Source organism: Saccharothrix sabaoui (assembly GCF_051756985.1).
Classification (GTDB): Bacteria; Actinomycetota; Actinomycetes; order Mycobacteriales; family Pseudonocardiaceae; genus Actinosynnema.
Genome location: NZ_JBPKJK010000003.1, coordinates 63,189 through 76,065, shown reverse-complemented (window position 1 = coordinate 76,065; position 12,877 = coordinate 63,189). Strand labels below are relative to the sequence as shown.

General features: G+C 74.4%; 14 protein-coding genes and 1 pseudogene. 4 read left to right on the top strand and 11 right to left on the bottom strand.

The window, feature by feature from the left end; genetic code table 11:
* Window positions 1–196: 196 nt before the first annotated feature.
* The 5 genes from ACR807_RS01805 to ACR807_RS01785 all read right to left on the bottom strand — a co-directional run bounded on the left by ACR807_RS01805 (window position 197) and on the right by ACR807_RS01785 (window position 2,417).
* Complete coding sequence (locus ACR807_RS01805; protein ID WP_438919386.1) at window positions 197–436, bottom strand: hypothetical protein; 240 nt, start codon at window positions 434–436, stop codon at window positions 197–199.
* Between the two features lie 109 nt (window positions 437–545).
* A complete protein-coding gene (locus ACR807_RS01800) occupies window positions 546–737 on the bottom strand; it encodes a hypothetical protein (protein WP_438919385.1) in 192 nt (63 codons plus the stop codon).
* 25 nt (window positions 738–762) lie between these two features.
* The gene (locus ACR807_RS01795) at window positions 763–1,293 is read right to left on the bottom strand and encodes a YbhB/YbcL family Raf kinase inhibitor-like protein (protein WP_438919438.1); all 531 of its coding nucleotides are present in this window, start codon (window positions 1,291–1,293) and stop codon (window positions 763–765) included.
* A 245-nt stretch (window positions 1,294–1,538) separates the two neighbouring features.
* Entirely contained in the window at window positions 1,539–1,763 is a 225-nt protein-coding gene (locus ACR807_RS01790; protein WP_438919384.1) for a DUF2795 domain-containing protein, read from the bottom strand.
* Window positions 1,764–1,985: 222 nt separating this feature from the next.
* A complete protein-coding gene (locus ACR807_RS01785; protein ID WP_438919383.1) occupies window positions 1,986–2,417 on the bottom strand; it encodes a DUF6292 family protein in 432 nt (143 codons plus the stop codon).
* 213 nt (window positions 2,418–2,630) lie between these two features.
* Here ACR807_RS01785 and ACR807_RS01780 point away from each other — a divergent pair, with 213 nt between their 5' ends.
* A complete protein-coding gene (locus ACR807_RS01780) occupies window positions 2,631–3,404 on the top strand; it encodes an ANTAR domain-containing protein (protein ID WP_438919382.1) in 774 nt (257 codons plus the stop codon).
* Window positions 3,405–3,754: 350 nt separating this feature from the next.
* On the opposite strand, the gene ACR807_RS01775 is transcribed toward ACR807_RS01780, so the two are convergent.
* The 3 genes from ACR807_RS01775 to ACR807_RS01765 form a co-directional block, all read right to left on the bottom strand.
* Complete coding sequence (locus ACR807_RS01775; RefSeq protein ID WP_438919381.1) at window positions 3,755–5,197, bottom strand: M20/M25/M40 family metallo-hydrolase; 1,443 nt, start codon at window positions 5,195–5,197, stop codon at window positions 3,755–3,757.
* A complete protein-coding gene (locus ACR807_RS01770) occupies window positions 5,190–6,218 on the bottom strand; it encodes an HflX GTPase family protein (RefSeq protein WP_438919380.1) in 1,029 nt (342 codons plus the stop codon). The genes ACR807_RS01775 and ACR807_RS01770 overlap by 8 nt, the downstream gene beginning before the upstream one ends.
* Window positions 6,219–6,444: 226 nt before the next feature.
* The gene (locus tag ACR807_RS01765) at window positions 6,445–6,819 is read right to left on the bottom strand and encodes a cupin domain-containing protein (protein WP_438919379.1); all 375 of its coding nucleotides are present in this window, start codon (window positions 6,817–6,819) and stop codon (window positions 6,445–6,447) included.
* A gap of 235 nt (window positions 6,820–7,054) precedes the next feature.
* Between ACR807_RS01765 and ACR807_RS01760 the strand changes: the two genes are divergently transcribed.
* Window positions 7,055–7,381 carry a hypothetical protein gene (locus ACR807_RS01760; RefSeq protein ID WP_438919378.1) on the top strand — a complete coding sequence of 109 codons (327 nt, stop codon included), beginning with the start codon at window positions 7,055–7,057 and terminating at the stop codon, window positions 7,379–7,381.
* Between the two features lie 66 nt (window positions 7,382–7,447).
* On the opposite strand, the gene ACR807_RS01755 is transcribed toward ACR807_RS01760, so the two are convergent.
* The 3 genes and pseudogenes from ACR807_RS01755 to ACR807_RS41675 all read right to left on the bottom strand — a co-directional run.
* On the bottom strand, window positions 7,448–7,834 hold the full coding sequence (locus tag ACR807_RS01755) for an HPF/RaiA family ribosome-associated protein (RefSeq protein WP_438919377.1): 387 nt from the start codon (window positions 7,832–7,834) through the stop codon (window positions 7,448–7,450).
* Between the two features lie 71 nt (window positions 7,835–7,905).
* A complete protein-coding gene (locus tag ACR807_RS01750) occupies window positions 7,906–8,808 on the bottom strand; it encodes an acyl-CoA desaturase (protein WP_438919437.1) in 903 nt (300 codons plus the stop codon).
* A 369-nt stretch (window positions 8,809–9,177) separates the two neighbouring features.
* Window positions 9,178–10,104, bottom strand: a pseudogene (locus ACR807_RS41675) (tetratricopeptide repeat protein); the annotation flags it as partial.
* A 354-nt stretch (window positions 10,105–10,458) separates the two neighbouring features.
* Here ACR807_RS41675 and ACR807_RS01745 point away from each other — a divergent pair.
* Both ACR807_RS01745 and ACR807_RS01740 read left to right on the top strand, forming a co-directional pair.
* The gene (locus tag ACR807_RS01745; protein ID WP_438919376.1) at window positions 10,459–11,328 is read left to right on the top strand and encodes a hypothetical protein; all 870 of its coding nucleotides are present in this window, start codon (window positions 10,459–10,461) and stop codon (window positions 11,326–11,328) included.
* Between the two features lie 508 nt (window positions 11,329–11,836).
* Window positions 11,837–12,868: a glycosyltransferase family 2 protein gene (locus ACR807_RS01740; RefSeq protein ID WP_438919375.1), complete on the top strand. Its 1,032-nt coding sequence runs from the start codon at window positions 11,837–11,839 to the stop codon at window positions 12,866–12,868.
* Window positions 12,869–12,877: the final 9 nt, after the last annotated feature.

Here is a 12,877-nt window from a genome sequence, read left to right as displayed (position 1 = left end):
GCTGCCCGAACGTACGGGGATATTCGGGCAGCGGCTGGGACATCGCGCGGACCCATCGGCCGCGGAGGTGGTGAGCTTCACAGCCGGGCCACGTCGTGCCGCCGCTCCACGAAGGACGCCGCTCCACGAGCCCGCCGTCGGGTGACCCGTGACCCGCTCGACGCCGCCGGTACCCGCGGGCCACCGGTCCGAGCGGTCAGGCGGGCTTCGGGTCGCCCCGCCTCCCGCGACCGGGGACCACTTCGATGATGTTCGCGATGTCCAGCACGAGGGTGGTGCGATCGGGCCGGAGCACCGGCACCCAGGCACGTTCGGTGAAGGGATCGACGAGCACCGGTCCCACGACGACGCCGCGCCCGAAAGCGGACGGGGCGAACACGTCGGGATCGAGGTAGGTGACGACCGCGCCGCGGTCGAGGAGGTGTGCGTGGGCCATGACGTCGCCCTTCGACGCTGGGGGAGCGCCGACTGCTTGACGTCCCGGTCGAGTACCCGCGCACCACCGCGCCAACCGCGCGTCCGACGACGGGGTGACCGGCGAGCGGTCAGTCCAGGGCGTTGGCCGAATCGGCGAGGAGGGCCCGCCGGTCGTCGAGGTCGGCGATGATCCGGTCCAGGGCGTCCACGGCCCGCACCGACTCGCCGCCCTCGACCAGTTCGACCACCTCCCGGGCCTGCTCGCCGATCCACCGCGGCCACTCCCGCCAGGACGTGCCGGTCGGGTTCGCCTCGGTCATCACCACTCCTCTCGGGACGTGCCGGTCAGCGGCCGAACAGGCCGACCAGGGTTCCGGCGGCCAGCACCCGGCCCTCGACCGCGGCGCGCAGGTCGTCCGCCGTGACGCCCTCGCCGAGCCCGAGCGGCCGGTCCACGGCGAACAGGCGGAAGAAGCAGCGGTGCGGTTCGTCGCCCACCGGCGGCCGCGGACCGCCCCAGCCGGGCTCGCCGTAGCCGTTGCGGCCGACCACCGCGCCGGCGGGGACCGACCCCTCCTCGACGGACGTCGCGTCGGCCGGGATGCCGGTCACCACCCAGTGCGTGAACGTCCCACCGGGAGCGTCCGGGTCCTCGCACAGCAGCGCCAACTCCTCCGTGCCCGCCGGCACGTCCGACCACACCAGCGGCGGCGAGGTGTCACCGCCGTCGCGGGAGTACCGGTCGGGGATCAGGGTGTGGTCGCTGAACGCGGGGCTGCGCAGGCCCAGGCCGCCGTCGGCCTCCGGACCGCCGCCACCGCCCGCCGGCCCCGCGGCCCGCTCACCCGCCGGGCGCGGCGGGTGGTCGCGCTGCAACCGCTCGTTCGCCGCCGCGTCGGCGTGCTGGTCGGGCACCCCGTGGTCGTCGAGGTCGGCGCGCAGCCGAGTGCGCCGGACGTCGTAGGCGTGGCTGCCGGGATCGGGCATGTCGCACTCCACCTCCACTCGTTCGACCACGTCCCGAGGACGGCGGGAACGCGGCGTGACCCGACTATGAGGTCCTGTCGCCCACCGCGCCACTCGACTCCGTGCCGCCCGGGACCTCCGTGGTCCGGACGGGGTCAACGGCCGCTGGGGTCGGCGCGGGTGGTGTCGTCGTCGAAGCGGACCGAGGCGACGACCTCGGCCGGGTTGGCGTAGTCGACCGGCGGGATCGCGCGCAGCGCCCGCGCCGTGACCTCGTCGCCCCGCTCCTGCGCGGCGTTCACGAGTTCGTCCTTGCCCGCGGGGAAGTCGACCTGTTCCAGGCACTCCTCCAGCCGTTCACGAGTGGTGTACGCGGACATCGTGACCTCCGTGCGTTCCTCGTCCCGGTCGGGTCCGTCCCGCGCCGGGGTGTGGGTGGTCGCGGCCGGGTGGCGCGTCGCGCACCCGGCCGGGCGACGGGTTCGCCGAACGCGTACCCGGCACAGGGGCGCCCAACCCGGTCACCACCCGGTCAGGTCGGCGTCGTCCGTCGCCGGTCCCGGTCCTTCCCCGGTCCCCGGTGTTCGGTGTCGACCACCGGCTCACGCGACCCGGGGCAGCGGGCCCGGCGTCGCGGTGGCGTACGGCGCCAGTCGACCGGCCAGGTCCGACGGCGCCTCGCCGGTCGGCCCGTACCCGGTGCGGGCACCCCGTTCGCCCCGGAACAGCGCGTCGACCCAACGGGCCACCGCCCGCGGCCCGGGGAGGAGGTCCGAGCCGAACCACGACTGGACGATCAGGTCCTCGCCGCTGTGCGTCTCCACCGCCGCCGCCCAGCCGCTGCGCTCGTCCCACAGCAGCGCCGCCTCGCGGTCCGGGAAGGCCGGCAGCCTCCGGTCGAGTTCCAGGAACACGGTCGCGATCCCCTCGACCTGCACGTACGACCGCTCGGGGGCGAGCCCCAACTCCCGGGTGACCGACCGCGCGTAGCCGTGGAGCGCCCTGACCACAAAGCCGTTGAACCGCGATTCCATCCTGCGTCGCCGCCTTCGCTCAACCACCGGGTGAACGCGCCGGCTGCTCGACGCACTGGTTCAGTACCCCGCACGGAGCGGCGAAACCCCCGGTTCGCCGGTGCCGCGGAAAACCGCCGGAGGTTCGTGCCGGCAGGTGTGACGGGGATGGGCGAGGGAAAGAGTGGGTGGGCGAAGCGGGCCGGCGGTGACCGGTGCGGAGGAGGCTGGGCGATGGACGGGCAGTGGGATGAGGCCGGTGGTCACGTCGCGAGCGGGTTGGCCCGTCGGCTCGACGAGGTCACGGGCGCGTTGGCCGAGCTGTCCGCGGTCCTGGACCAGGAGGAGCGGTTGTCGACCGTCCTGGACCAGGTCTGCCGGCAGGTGGCCCGGGCGGTCCCGGGGACTGACGTGGTGAGCGTGACCCTGCTGGGCCGGGACGGTCCGACGACCGCGGCGGCGACCGGGCGGCGGGCGTTGGACGTGGACTCCGCGCAGTACCGCACCGGCGAGGGGCCCTGCCTGGAGGCCGGTCGGGCGGGCCGGGTCGTGCAGGCGACGGTGAGCGCGACGTCGCACCGGTGGCCGGTGTTCTCGGAGGTGGCCGCGAGGTCGGGCGTCGCCTGCTACCTGTCGGCCCCGCTGCGCGTCGACGAGGAGTGGACGGGTTCGCTCAACCTCTACGGCGGGCGGGAGCGCGGGTTCGAAGAGCTCGACGCGGCCGTGCTGGAGCTGTACACGACCGCCGCGGAGGCGGCGCTGCGCAATGCCCGCCGCTACCAGGGGGCCCGCCGGCAGGCGGCTGAGCTGGGCCAGGCGTTGGTCAGCCGTGCGGTCATCGACCAGGCCAAGGGGATCGTCATGGCGGTGCACCGGATCAGCGCGGACGAGGCGTTCGCGATGCCGGCCGACCGTTCCCAGCGCGAGAACGTCAAGCTCCGCGACCTGGCCCAGCGCTTCGTCGACGACATCATCGGCAGCGGCGGTCGAGTCGCCCCGGACAGGTGAGGCAGAGCACTTCGGAAGGGGAACACCGGGACGTGCCGTGCCGTTGTACGGGGTGGTCGGTGCGGTCCGTGTCCCCGGGCCTCACCCAGAGCCTTCGCGGAACACCGTTCGGCTGGAGCCGCGTCGAGCCACTCGCCGAGAGGCGACCGCCGTGCCGACCCCTCAACCCGCCCCGACCGCTCACCTCCCCCCAGAGCGGCCAGGGGCTGCCGCCTCCGGTCGCCGCCTCCCCCAGCGCGACCGGAGGCCGTTCTTCTTCCGGCGATCTCCCGCGGGCCACCGGAACACCGCTCCCGGGCGCACGCGACCCCACTCGGACCGCGGACGGCGCACGGGGGGTGCCGGACCGGTCAGCGGCGCTCGTGCAGCGCCGCGAGCCGCGACCACAGGCGGGCCAGCGTGGCGGCTCCGGCGAGCAGCACGTCGACCGATACCCGTTCGTCGCTGTCGTGCCACCGGTCCTCGGGCAGCCCGGTGCCGAAGAACACCACCGGCGCGTCCAGGGTGCGGGCGAGCAGTTCGGCGGGCCCGCCGCCCGCGTTGCCCATCCGGCCCGGCGGTGAGCCGAACCCCTCGTGCACGGCGGCCGCGAGCGCGTCGAGCGCGGGGTGGTCCTCCGGGGTGCGGTACGGCTCCTGGCCGGCCTCCTCCGAGACCGTCAGCTCGTAGTCGACGCGGTCGCCGATGTTGTCCGCCACCCAGCGCCGCAGTTGGTCGGCCACGTCGGCGACCGTCTGGTCCGGCACGGTGCGGATGCTCAGGTCGGCGGCGGCGACCGAGGGGATCGCGCCCGTCGGTGGTCCGACCGGGTCGCCCGCGACCACGGTGAGCACCTCGACGGCCGGTCGGGTCCACAGCCGTTCCAGCACCGTGTACCCCGCTTCACCGCCGATGCTGCGGGTGTCCGACCTGGTGAGCCAGTCGTCGTCGCTGAACGGCAGCGCGGCCAGGTCGGCCTTGGTGCGCTCGGAGGCCTCGGCCACGGCGTCGTAGAACCCGGGCAGGGTGACGCGGCCCTTCTCGTCGTGCAGCCGCGCCAGCAGCCCGGACAGCTTCTCGGCGGGGTTGGGCGCCGGTCCGGACACCGCGCCGCTGTGCACGTCGCGCAGCGGACCGCGCACCTCCAGGTGCGCGCCGAGCATGCCCCGCACGCTGGTGCAGATCGCCGGGTGGTCGGCCCGCCACAGCACGGTGTCGGAGAAGACCACCAGATCGCAGTCGAGCCGATCGCGGTGCTCCTCGATCACCTGGGCGAAGTGCGGTGACCCGGCCTCCTCCTCGCCCTCGACCAGGAACTTGAGGTTCACCGCCGGGGCGGTGCGCCCGGTGGCGGCCAGGTGCGCCCGGACGCCCCACAGGTGGGCCAGCACCTGCCCCTTGGCGTCGGAGGTGCCCCGACCGTAGAGGCGGCCGTCGCGCAGGGTCGGTTCGAACGGCGGCGTCTCCTCCCACTGCCAGTCCTTGGCGGCGCGCACGTCGTGGTGGCTGTAGACCAGGACCGTCGGCGCGTCGGGCGCCTCGCACCACTCCGCGTACACCGCGGGCCGGCCCGTCGCCCCCCACTCCTCGACCACGGGGAAACCCGTGTCCCGCAACGCCCCGGCGAGCCACTTCGCCGACCGGGTCAGGTCGACGTCGTGCTCCGGCTCCCCCGCGACCGAGCGCACCCGCACCCAGCCGGTCAGCTCCTCGACGACCCGGTCCCGGTGCTCTGCCAGGTAGCCGTGCACCCGCTCGGTCGTCCCGCCGCCCTCGTCCTCGCCCGGTCGGGGCGACGTCCCCTCGTCAACCACCGGTTCCCCCCTGTCGCGCGGTCGTCCCACGGGCTTCGCGGGTGCCCGGGCACCTGGCCGGATCGGTGCGCAGCTCGGCCACGCCCTCGCCGGTCAACGCGGAGACGGTCCGCGCGCCGGGGTGCGCGCCGGGGTGCGCACGGCACAGCGCGGTCACCCAGTCCGGCGGTGCGACGTCGACCTTGTTGAGCACCAGCGGTTCCGGCACGTCGTCGGCGCCGATCTCGTGCAGCGCCGGATCGGCCCGCCCGACCTCCTCCAGCGTCGACGAGAAGGCGTCGACGAGCCGGTGCAGCAGGTGGCGGACGAAACCCACGGTGTCGGCGACGGTCGACGCCACGCCCTCGACCTCGATCCGGCGCACGGTGGGGTCCGGGGTCGCGAACAGGACGTCCTCGGAGGTGGCCCGGGCCCCGGAGAGCCGGTTGAGCAGCGCGGACTTGCCCGCGTTGGTGCAACCGGTGATCGCCACCGACGGGACGCGGTCGTGGGCGCGGCGGGCACGGGCGCGGTCCCGCCTGCCGGCCGGCTCGGCCACCCGGCCGCCGCGGATGCGCGGGAGCGCCTCGCCCTGACCGCGCAGGCGCGGCAGGTGGTAGGCGATCCGGGCCGGCTCCACCTGGAGGCGGCCCTCGCTGCCGCGGGCGTGCCGGGCGAAGATGTCCAGGACCAACGCCGTGCGGTCCACCACCCGGAGCCCGACGCGCGCCTCCAGCGCCCGGGCCTGGCGCGGGGACAGCTCCCCGTCCGCGATGACCAGGTCGGCGTGCGCCCGACGCGCGGTGGCGGCCAGCTCCTCGGCCTTGCCGGAACCCACGCAGGTGGCCGGGTCCGGTCGGCCGCGCGACTGCACGACCTCCTCCACCACCTCCAGGCCGTCGGTGTCCGCCAAGCGCCGCAGTTCGGCGAGCGACAGTTCCGGTGCGCCCGCGGTCTCCTCCTTGCGCACCGCGACCGGCACCGCCTTCCTCGGGGTGTCCGGCTCGCCGGTGTCCTCGCCCGACAGCCGTGCTCCTGCCATCGCGTCCTCCTCACGCCGTCGCGGGACCACCGGCTACCCGAACCTCCCGCGTCCACGCACCGTGCGGCGGGTTACCGGTGCCGCCGGACCGAGCGTCCCCCGATCGGGGAATCCAACGGCGGTGGTGGTCGCGCCGGACCGGGGCCCGCTTCCCGGGCGCGCGGACGAACCGCCGGTCGGTGCCACGCGGCTTCCGCGGGAACCACCCGGCAGCGGGGCCGCCCGGTCAGGAGTCGCTGGGCGTGCCCTGGCGCCCGTGCGGGACGAGCTGCTCCTCCGACGAGGTCGGTGTGCGGTGCAGCAGGCCGTCCTCGTGCTCGGCGTACTGCCCGGTGTGCGACAGCGGGGGTGAGTACGCGTGGACGGTCACCGTCGGTCCGGCGCCCGGTTCCCGGCGCACCCGGTGGATGAAGGTGTTGTCGAAGTGGAAGCCGTGGCCCTCGGGCGCGACGTCGCCGGTCGGCCGTTCGCCCAGTCGCAGCTGCTCGTGCCGGATGACGCCGCGCACCACGTGCACCGCACCGCTGGAGTGGTGGTGGCACCCGGTGTCGTGCCCGTCCGCCATCCACGAGATCGCCCACACGCCCGGTGGCCGCACCACCTCACGACCTGGTGCGCGACACGCCGCCTGCTCGACGTGGCGACCGGGTACCCGGCTCGCGATCGGGGACCAGCGGTCGTCCCGGGAGGACGTTCGGCTGCGCCCGCCGGGAAGTCGACCACGTCGTGCGGGTGCGTCGAGGGGGTCGTTCGACCCACACCGCGGTGCCGCTGCGGTCGGTAGGGTCGCGCGGCCTCGCCGCACGGCGGGGCGATGCACGAGGGAGGGGTGTCCGATGACCACCACCAGCAGCAGGATCGCCGCGGGGATCGCCGCCGCCGGTCTGGCGGTCGCCGGCGCGGTGCTCGCCGCGGCGCCGGCGACGGCGGCGTCCACGGGGTACATCAGCATCTACAACAACTGCGGCGGTCCCGTCGTCACCACCGTCCACCGCCTCAGCGGCGCCATGATCGCCGGCACCTCGGCGGCGCCCGCCGGCAGCCGCTACTCCTACCCGGTCGCCGCGGGCACCTACCAGGTGCGCGTGCCGGCGGGGCCGCGCAACGTGACCGTGCTCAACGTGGCGGGGAAGGTGCACACCGTCTCGGTCAAGGCCTGCTGAGCGGGTGAGGGAAGTGGCGTGTCGCCCAACCCGATCGCCGCGGGCGACACGCCACCCCCCTTCCCGTTACGGCAAGGGCTCGGGGAACGTGGGTACCGACCTCAGTGCGCGGTTGCTGCGCGGTTCGGTGCGCGTCTTGGCCTCGTCCACCTGCCGGACCAGTTCGTCGCGGACTTCGCCCAACGCCGCGGTCAGGTCGCGTTTCGAGGACGTGGCGACGAGGTGCAGCCGAGGGGTCCGGTTGATCCAGCACTCCAGGGTGACCCGTTGCTCGACGCCCTCGCGGTCCTTGACGCTGATCTCCAGCTCGATCCGGTCGTCGCGGAACGAGCGCAACCGCGAACCGAGCGAGGCCAGGTGCTCGCACACCCAGTCGCGTTCGGAGGCGGAGAACCCGGTGGCGAGGTGGAGGCGTCGGTCGACGACCCCACCGTTCTCGGGGATGTCGGGCATGTGTTCCTCAGTCCTCCGTGGGAGTGCGGTCGGTGTCGGCTCGGGGAACGGGTCCGGGCGAACCCCCGGCGTCAGGGGGCGGTGGACTTGAGGGTGCGGGCCAGCCGCTCCGGCCTGGGCCAGCGGATTCCGGTGGCCCAGCCCAGCTTCCCGAAGACCCAGATCAGCCGCGCCGAGACGTCGACCTGACCGCGTCGCACGCCGTGGCGGGCGCAGGTCGGGTCGGCGTGGTGGGAGTTGTGCCAGGACTCGCCCATCGACAGGATCGCCAGCGGCCAGAAGTTGGCGGACCTGTCGCGTGCGGTGAAGGGCCGGTCGCCGATCATGTGGCAGATCGAGTTGACCGACCAGGTGACGTGGTGCAGCACGGCGACGCGCACCAGGCCGGCCCAGAAGAACGCGGTCAACGCGCCCCACCAGCTCCACGTGAGCAGCCCCCCGGCGAGCGCGGGCGCGAGCAGCGTCACTGCGGTCAGCCCGGCGAACCAGCGGTTGACGCGCTGGATGTCGGGGTCGGCGAGCAGGTCGGGGGCGAAGCGGGCGGCGTTGGTCAGCTCCCGCTGGAACATCCAGCCCATGTGGGCGTGCCAGAAACCCTTGGCCAGCCCACGGGCCGAGGTCCCGAAGAGCCACGGGGAGTGCGGGTCGCCCTCCCGGTCGGCGTAGGCGTGGTGCCGGCGGTGGTCGGCGACCCAGCCGACGACCGGGCCCTGCATGGCCATGCTGCCGGTCACCGCGAGCGCGATCCTCAGGGCGCGGTTGGCCCTGAAGGCGCCGTGGGTGAAGTAGCGGTGGAAGCCGACGGTCACCCCCAGGCAGGTGAGGGTGTAGAAGAAGACGGCGAGGCCGACGTCGACCCAGCCGAGCCCCCAGCCCCACGCCAGCGGGACCGCCGCGGCCAGCGCCAGCGCCGGCACCACGGCGAACAACTTGACCAGGAACATCTCGCCCGGCGACTTCTCACCCGCCACCATGGGCTGCGGCGCGGTGACTGCTCGGGCGACGCCTGATTCGGCTCTCACGCTCGTACCTCCGGGAACGGCCTGCGTTCTCCGTCGCCGGGGGCCGGGGCGATCGGTGTGGGCTCCGCGTGGTCGGGGAGCCGTATCGGCACGGGTACCCGCGGGTGGTCGCGCCAAACCGGTGTGGCGACACGGTGTGCCCGCTGATCTCCCGGCGGTCCGCCGGCCGCGCACGGGGCAGGGGAGGCACCCGGTGGCGCCGCGGTCGATCACGGTGAGCCGCGTGGCCGCGCTCACCGGTTCGGGAAGCCCGCGGCCGACCAGCCGGTGGCCGTGCCGGCGGGCCGGAACCGGTCGACCCGCTCCGCCGGCGCGGGCGTCCCGGTGCGCGGGGTACCGGCGTGCCGCGTCCCGCAGCGGGCGCAACCTGGTGGTGGTGCGGGTCGACGCCAACGCCTGGCACAGGTCGACCGCCTCCCCGCCCAGTCGCGTCCCGCTGTCGAGTTGGCCGTCGAGCAGGTGGCAGACGGCGAGCGAGACCAGGCTGAACGCCCGGCTGCGCGCCCGGTCCGCCCCGAAGCCGTCCACCGCCGCGGTGAGCAGCCGGACCGCCTCGCCGGTCTCGCCGGGATTTCCGGCCTGCGCCAGTTCGGTGTGGACCACGCCGCCGATCGCCGAGAGTTCGACGTCGGTGAAGAAGAGCGCCCAGTCCGGTGCCGGGCCGTCGTCCCGCGCTCGTGCGTGGTGATCCGCCGCTTCGGCCATCAGCGCGACCGCCTGGTGCGCGGAGCCCGTCCTGGCGTGGGCCCAGGCGTGGTTCGCGGCGACGACCGCCAGGGCGAGCGCCGAACCGCTCGCCCGAGCCGCCCGTTCGGCGTTCCGGAACTCGGCCATGGCCGATCGCGGGGCGTCGTGGTGCAGGTGGACCCGTCCCAGCCGGTAGTGGACGTTCGACACCAGGGCCTCGTCGCCGTTCGCCGCGGCCACCGCCAACGCCGTCCGGAAGTGCCGGAGCGCCTCGCCGGTCCGGCCGGTGTCGAAGCACGCCCAGCCGGCCAGGTTGTGCAGGTCCGCCACCGCGGTGCGGAGCGCGGTGTCGACCCGGTCACTGGTGGGGAGGCTCAGCAGCGCGAGGGCCACCGGCAGCCGTGCCACGGCTTCGTCCGCGCACCGGCCGGAAGCGGTCGTGCACGAGGTGGTCGGGCACAGCTCGGACGTCGTGGCCGGGTTCGAGCATGACGGACCTCCGGGGAGCCGGGTGGGGTGGTGGTCCGCCGAGGTCCGGGGCGAACCCGCCTGTCGAGCCATGCTCCCACGGAACGGCGGGGTCGGAGCGGGCCCCGGTTCATCCGCGCGGCAGCCCCCGCGTTGCCCGCGACCGGGGCCCGGGTGCCGGGGTCCGGGTCCACCGCGACGCGCGGAGCGCCCCGCGCCGGAACCTCAGCGCGTACGGCCATCCGGGCGTCCGCGGTATCGGCCGATCCGCCGAAGGTGTAGGTTGGGAACCGTTACCCCGGACCCCGGTGGCGCGACACCTCCCGCAGTTACCGGAGGCGGATCGCGGACCAGGGTCTTTTTCACGGGCGAACAGCTGCACGGATGAACACCACCGGTGCGCCACGTGGGGTCATCCGCCATCGTGCTCCAGGAAATGACACAGTCATGAGTCGTAGCCGCACGATCTTCCAGGCCCTGTTCGGCACCGCGGTCGTGGCAGGGGGCCTCATCGCCTTCCCCTCCGCGGCGCAAGCCATCACCATCCCGGTGGCGTGCGGTGAGAACGCCTTGGTGGCGGCGGTGAACCTGGCCAACTCCACGCCCACCTCGGACACCCTCGTCCTGGCCGGCGGCTGCACCTACCGCATGACCACCGCCCACGGCGGCGCGTCGAACGCCCTGCCGGTGATCACCACCCCGATCGAGATGATCGGCCCGGCCACCGTCACCAACGCCTCGCTGCTGGGCCTGGGCCTGTTCCGGATCGCCGAGGTCGGGCCGACCGGCAGCCTCACCCTCACCACCGGGGTCGCGTTCACCCGGGGCAACGTCCTGGGCAGCGGCGGCGGCATCCTCAACCGCGGCGCGGTCACCCTCACCGGCAGCACCCTGACCGGCAACACCGCCTCGGGCAACGGCGGCGGTCTCGCCAACGCCGACACCCCGTCCGGCACCGCGCCCGCCGCCACGTTCACCAACAGCCCGGTGTCCGGCAACCTCACCCTGCTCGGCGACGGCGGCGGCATCTACAACGGCCTGCGCGGCACGCTGACCGTCACCGGCGTCTCCGGCAGCCCGCTGTTCGTCACCGGCAACAGCGCCGGCCGCGGCGGCGGCATCTCCGCGGTCGACTCGACCGCCACGACCCTGACCCAGACCGCCGTGACGAACAACCACGCGCTGCTGACCCTGGGCAACTCCGGTGGCGTCCACCGCCGCGGCGGCACCATGACGACCACCAGCGCCCCCATCACCGCCAACACCGCCGACAACTGCGTGGGCAGCGTTCCGGCGGTCCCGAACTGCACCGGCTGACCGCCCCGGCGGCACCGAGAGCACCTCGGCGCCGTCCCCTTCCCCCGCTCGGCTTCCGACAGCAGGACCCGATCGGCACGACCCCCGTCAGGCACCCGCCGGCGGGGGTCGTGGGTTGTGCGGGACGAGCGCGGCGGCGTCCCGCTCGTTCGGGAACCCCCAGTGCCCTGGGAACGCGGGCCGGGAGTGCTTGCAGGCGGTGGGGGGCCCGGTTAGATTCGGCGTCGTCGCGCTGATCCGCGGCACCAGGGGGATGTCCGGTCGGAAGTCCGCGTCCGCTCACCGGGAACACCGGGTCCCGGCGGCGAACCGGCTCGGCCGCCCGCACGTGGCACGAGTGGTGGCGCGCTCCCCCCGCGCCCGTCGTGCCGCGCTCGTCCGCCACGTCCGTCCGCCGCACCCGGCCACGCCGTCACGCCGTCGCACCGCGACGCCCCGTGCGGTGCTGCCCGCCCGCCGCGGTCGCCGTGGATTCGTGGTCGCCGTGGGAGTCGTGGAGGGAAGGCCGATGGGGCAGGTGTCCGGGGTACCGGCGGTGAGCGTGGTCGTGCCGACGTTCAACAAGGCGCGGTACCTGGAGTTGACGTTGGCGTCCTACACCGGCCAGTCGGTGCGGGACTACGAACTGGTCGTCGTCGACGACGGCAGCACCGACGACACCGCGCACGTGGTGCGGCGGTACGCGGAGCGCCTGCCGATCACCTACGTGCAGCAGGACAACAAGGGCCGTTCGGCGGCCCGGAACACCGGCGTCCGGGCGGCGGCGGGTGACGTCGTGGTGTTCTGCGACGACGACAGGATCGTCTCCCCGGACTTCGTGGCGCGGCACGCCGAGGCGTTCGAGGGCGGCGGGACGCCGCTCGTGCTGGGCCGGCAGGGCGGCGTGCTGACGCGCTGGCACCCGGCGCTGCCCGCGGACGAGAGGCTGATGGCGTTGTGCGCGGGGGTGCCGCGGGACCTGCTCGGCGGCGAGGTCGCCCTCGTCGACGCCGACGCCGTGGAGCACGACCTGGACCGGGTGCTCGCCACCTACGGCCTGCCTGAGCCCTGGTGGGAGTACCACGTCGTGCCGGTGCTGGAGGTCTTCCCCGACCCGGCGGACTTCGCGTTGTCGTGGCTGCTCGGCACGACCGGGAACATGTCCGCGCTGCGGGAGCAGGTGGTCGAGGTCGGCCTCTTCGACGAGGGCTTCACCGGCTGGGGGCTGGAGGACGCGGACCTGAGCCACCGGCTGGTCCGAGCGGGCGCGCGGGTGGTCGTCCGGGAGGCGGTCAACCACCACCAGGTGCACCCGGGCACCGGCAAGCCGGCCGAGTGGCTGGTCAACTTCCGCTACTTCAGCCGGAAGGCCGACTCCGTCGAACCGGCGCTCTACCGGCTGGTGGTGCACGGGCTGATCGACCTGCCCACCGCGGACGCGGTGGCGCGGGAGTGCGCGGCGCTGAGCCGGGCCGGGCGGACCGTGCTGGTCGACGAACTGCGCCGCCGCTACGACGAGCTGTTCGACCGGACCGAGGCCGAAGCCGGACTTTCCCAGTAGCGGGCCAGG

Excerpts from the sequence above, each read along its gene's own strand:
- ACR807_RS01805 (WP_438919386.1), bottom strand. The coding sequence starts at position 436 with ATGGCCCACGCACACCTCCTCGACCGCGGCGCGGTCGTCACCTACCTC.
- ACR807_RS01800 (WP_438919385.1), bottom strand. The coding sequence starts at position 737 with ATGACCGAGGCGAACCCGACCGGCACGTCCTGGCGGGAGTGGCCGCGG.
- ACR807_RS01790 (WP_438919384.1), bottom strand. The coding sequence starts at position 1,763 with ATGTCCGCGTACACCACTCGTGAACGGCTGGAGGAGTGCCTGGAACAG.
- ACR807_RS01785 (WP_438919383.1), bottom strand. The coding sequence starts at position 2,417 with ATGGAATCGCGGTTCAACGGCTTTGTGGTCAGGGCGCTCCACGGCTAC.
- ACR807_RS01780 (WP_438919382.1), top strand. The coding sequence starts at position 2,631 with ATGGACGGGCAGTGGGATGAGGCCGGTGGTCACGTCGCGAGCGGGTTG.
- ACR807_RS01770 (WP_438919380.1), bottom strand. The coding sequence starts at position 6,218 with ATGGCAGGAGCACGGCTGTCGGGCGAGGACACCGGCGAGCCGGACACC.
- ACR807_RS01760 (WP_438919378.1), top strand. The coding sequence starts at position 7,055 with ATGACCACCACCAGCAGCAGGATCGCCGCGGGGATCGCCGCCGCCGGT.
- ACR807_RS01755 (WP_438919377.1), bottom strand. The coding sequence starts at position 7,834 with ATGCCCGACATCCCCGAGAACGGTGGGGTCGTCGACCGACGCCTCCAC.
- ACR807_RS01750 (WP_438919437.1), bottom strand. The coding sequence starts at position 8,808 with ATGGTGGCGGGTGAGAAGTCGCCGGGCGAGATGTTCCTGGTCAAGTTG.
- ACR807_RS01745 (WP_438919376.1), top strand. The coding sequence starts at position 10,459 with ATGAGTCGTAGCCGCACGATCTTCCAGGCCCTGTTCGGCACCGCGGTC.
- ACR807_RS01740 (WP_438919375.1), top strand. The coding sequence starts at position 11,837 with ATGGGGCAGGTGTCCGGGGTACCGGCGGTGAGCGTGGTCGTGCCGACG.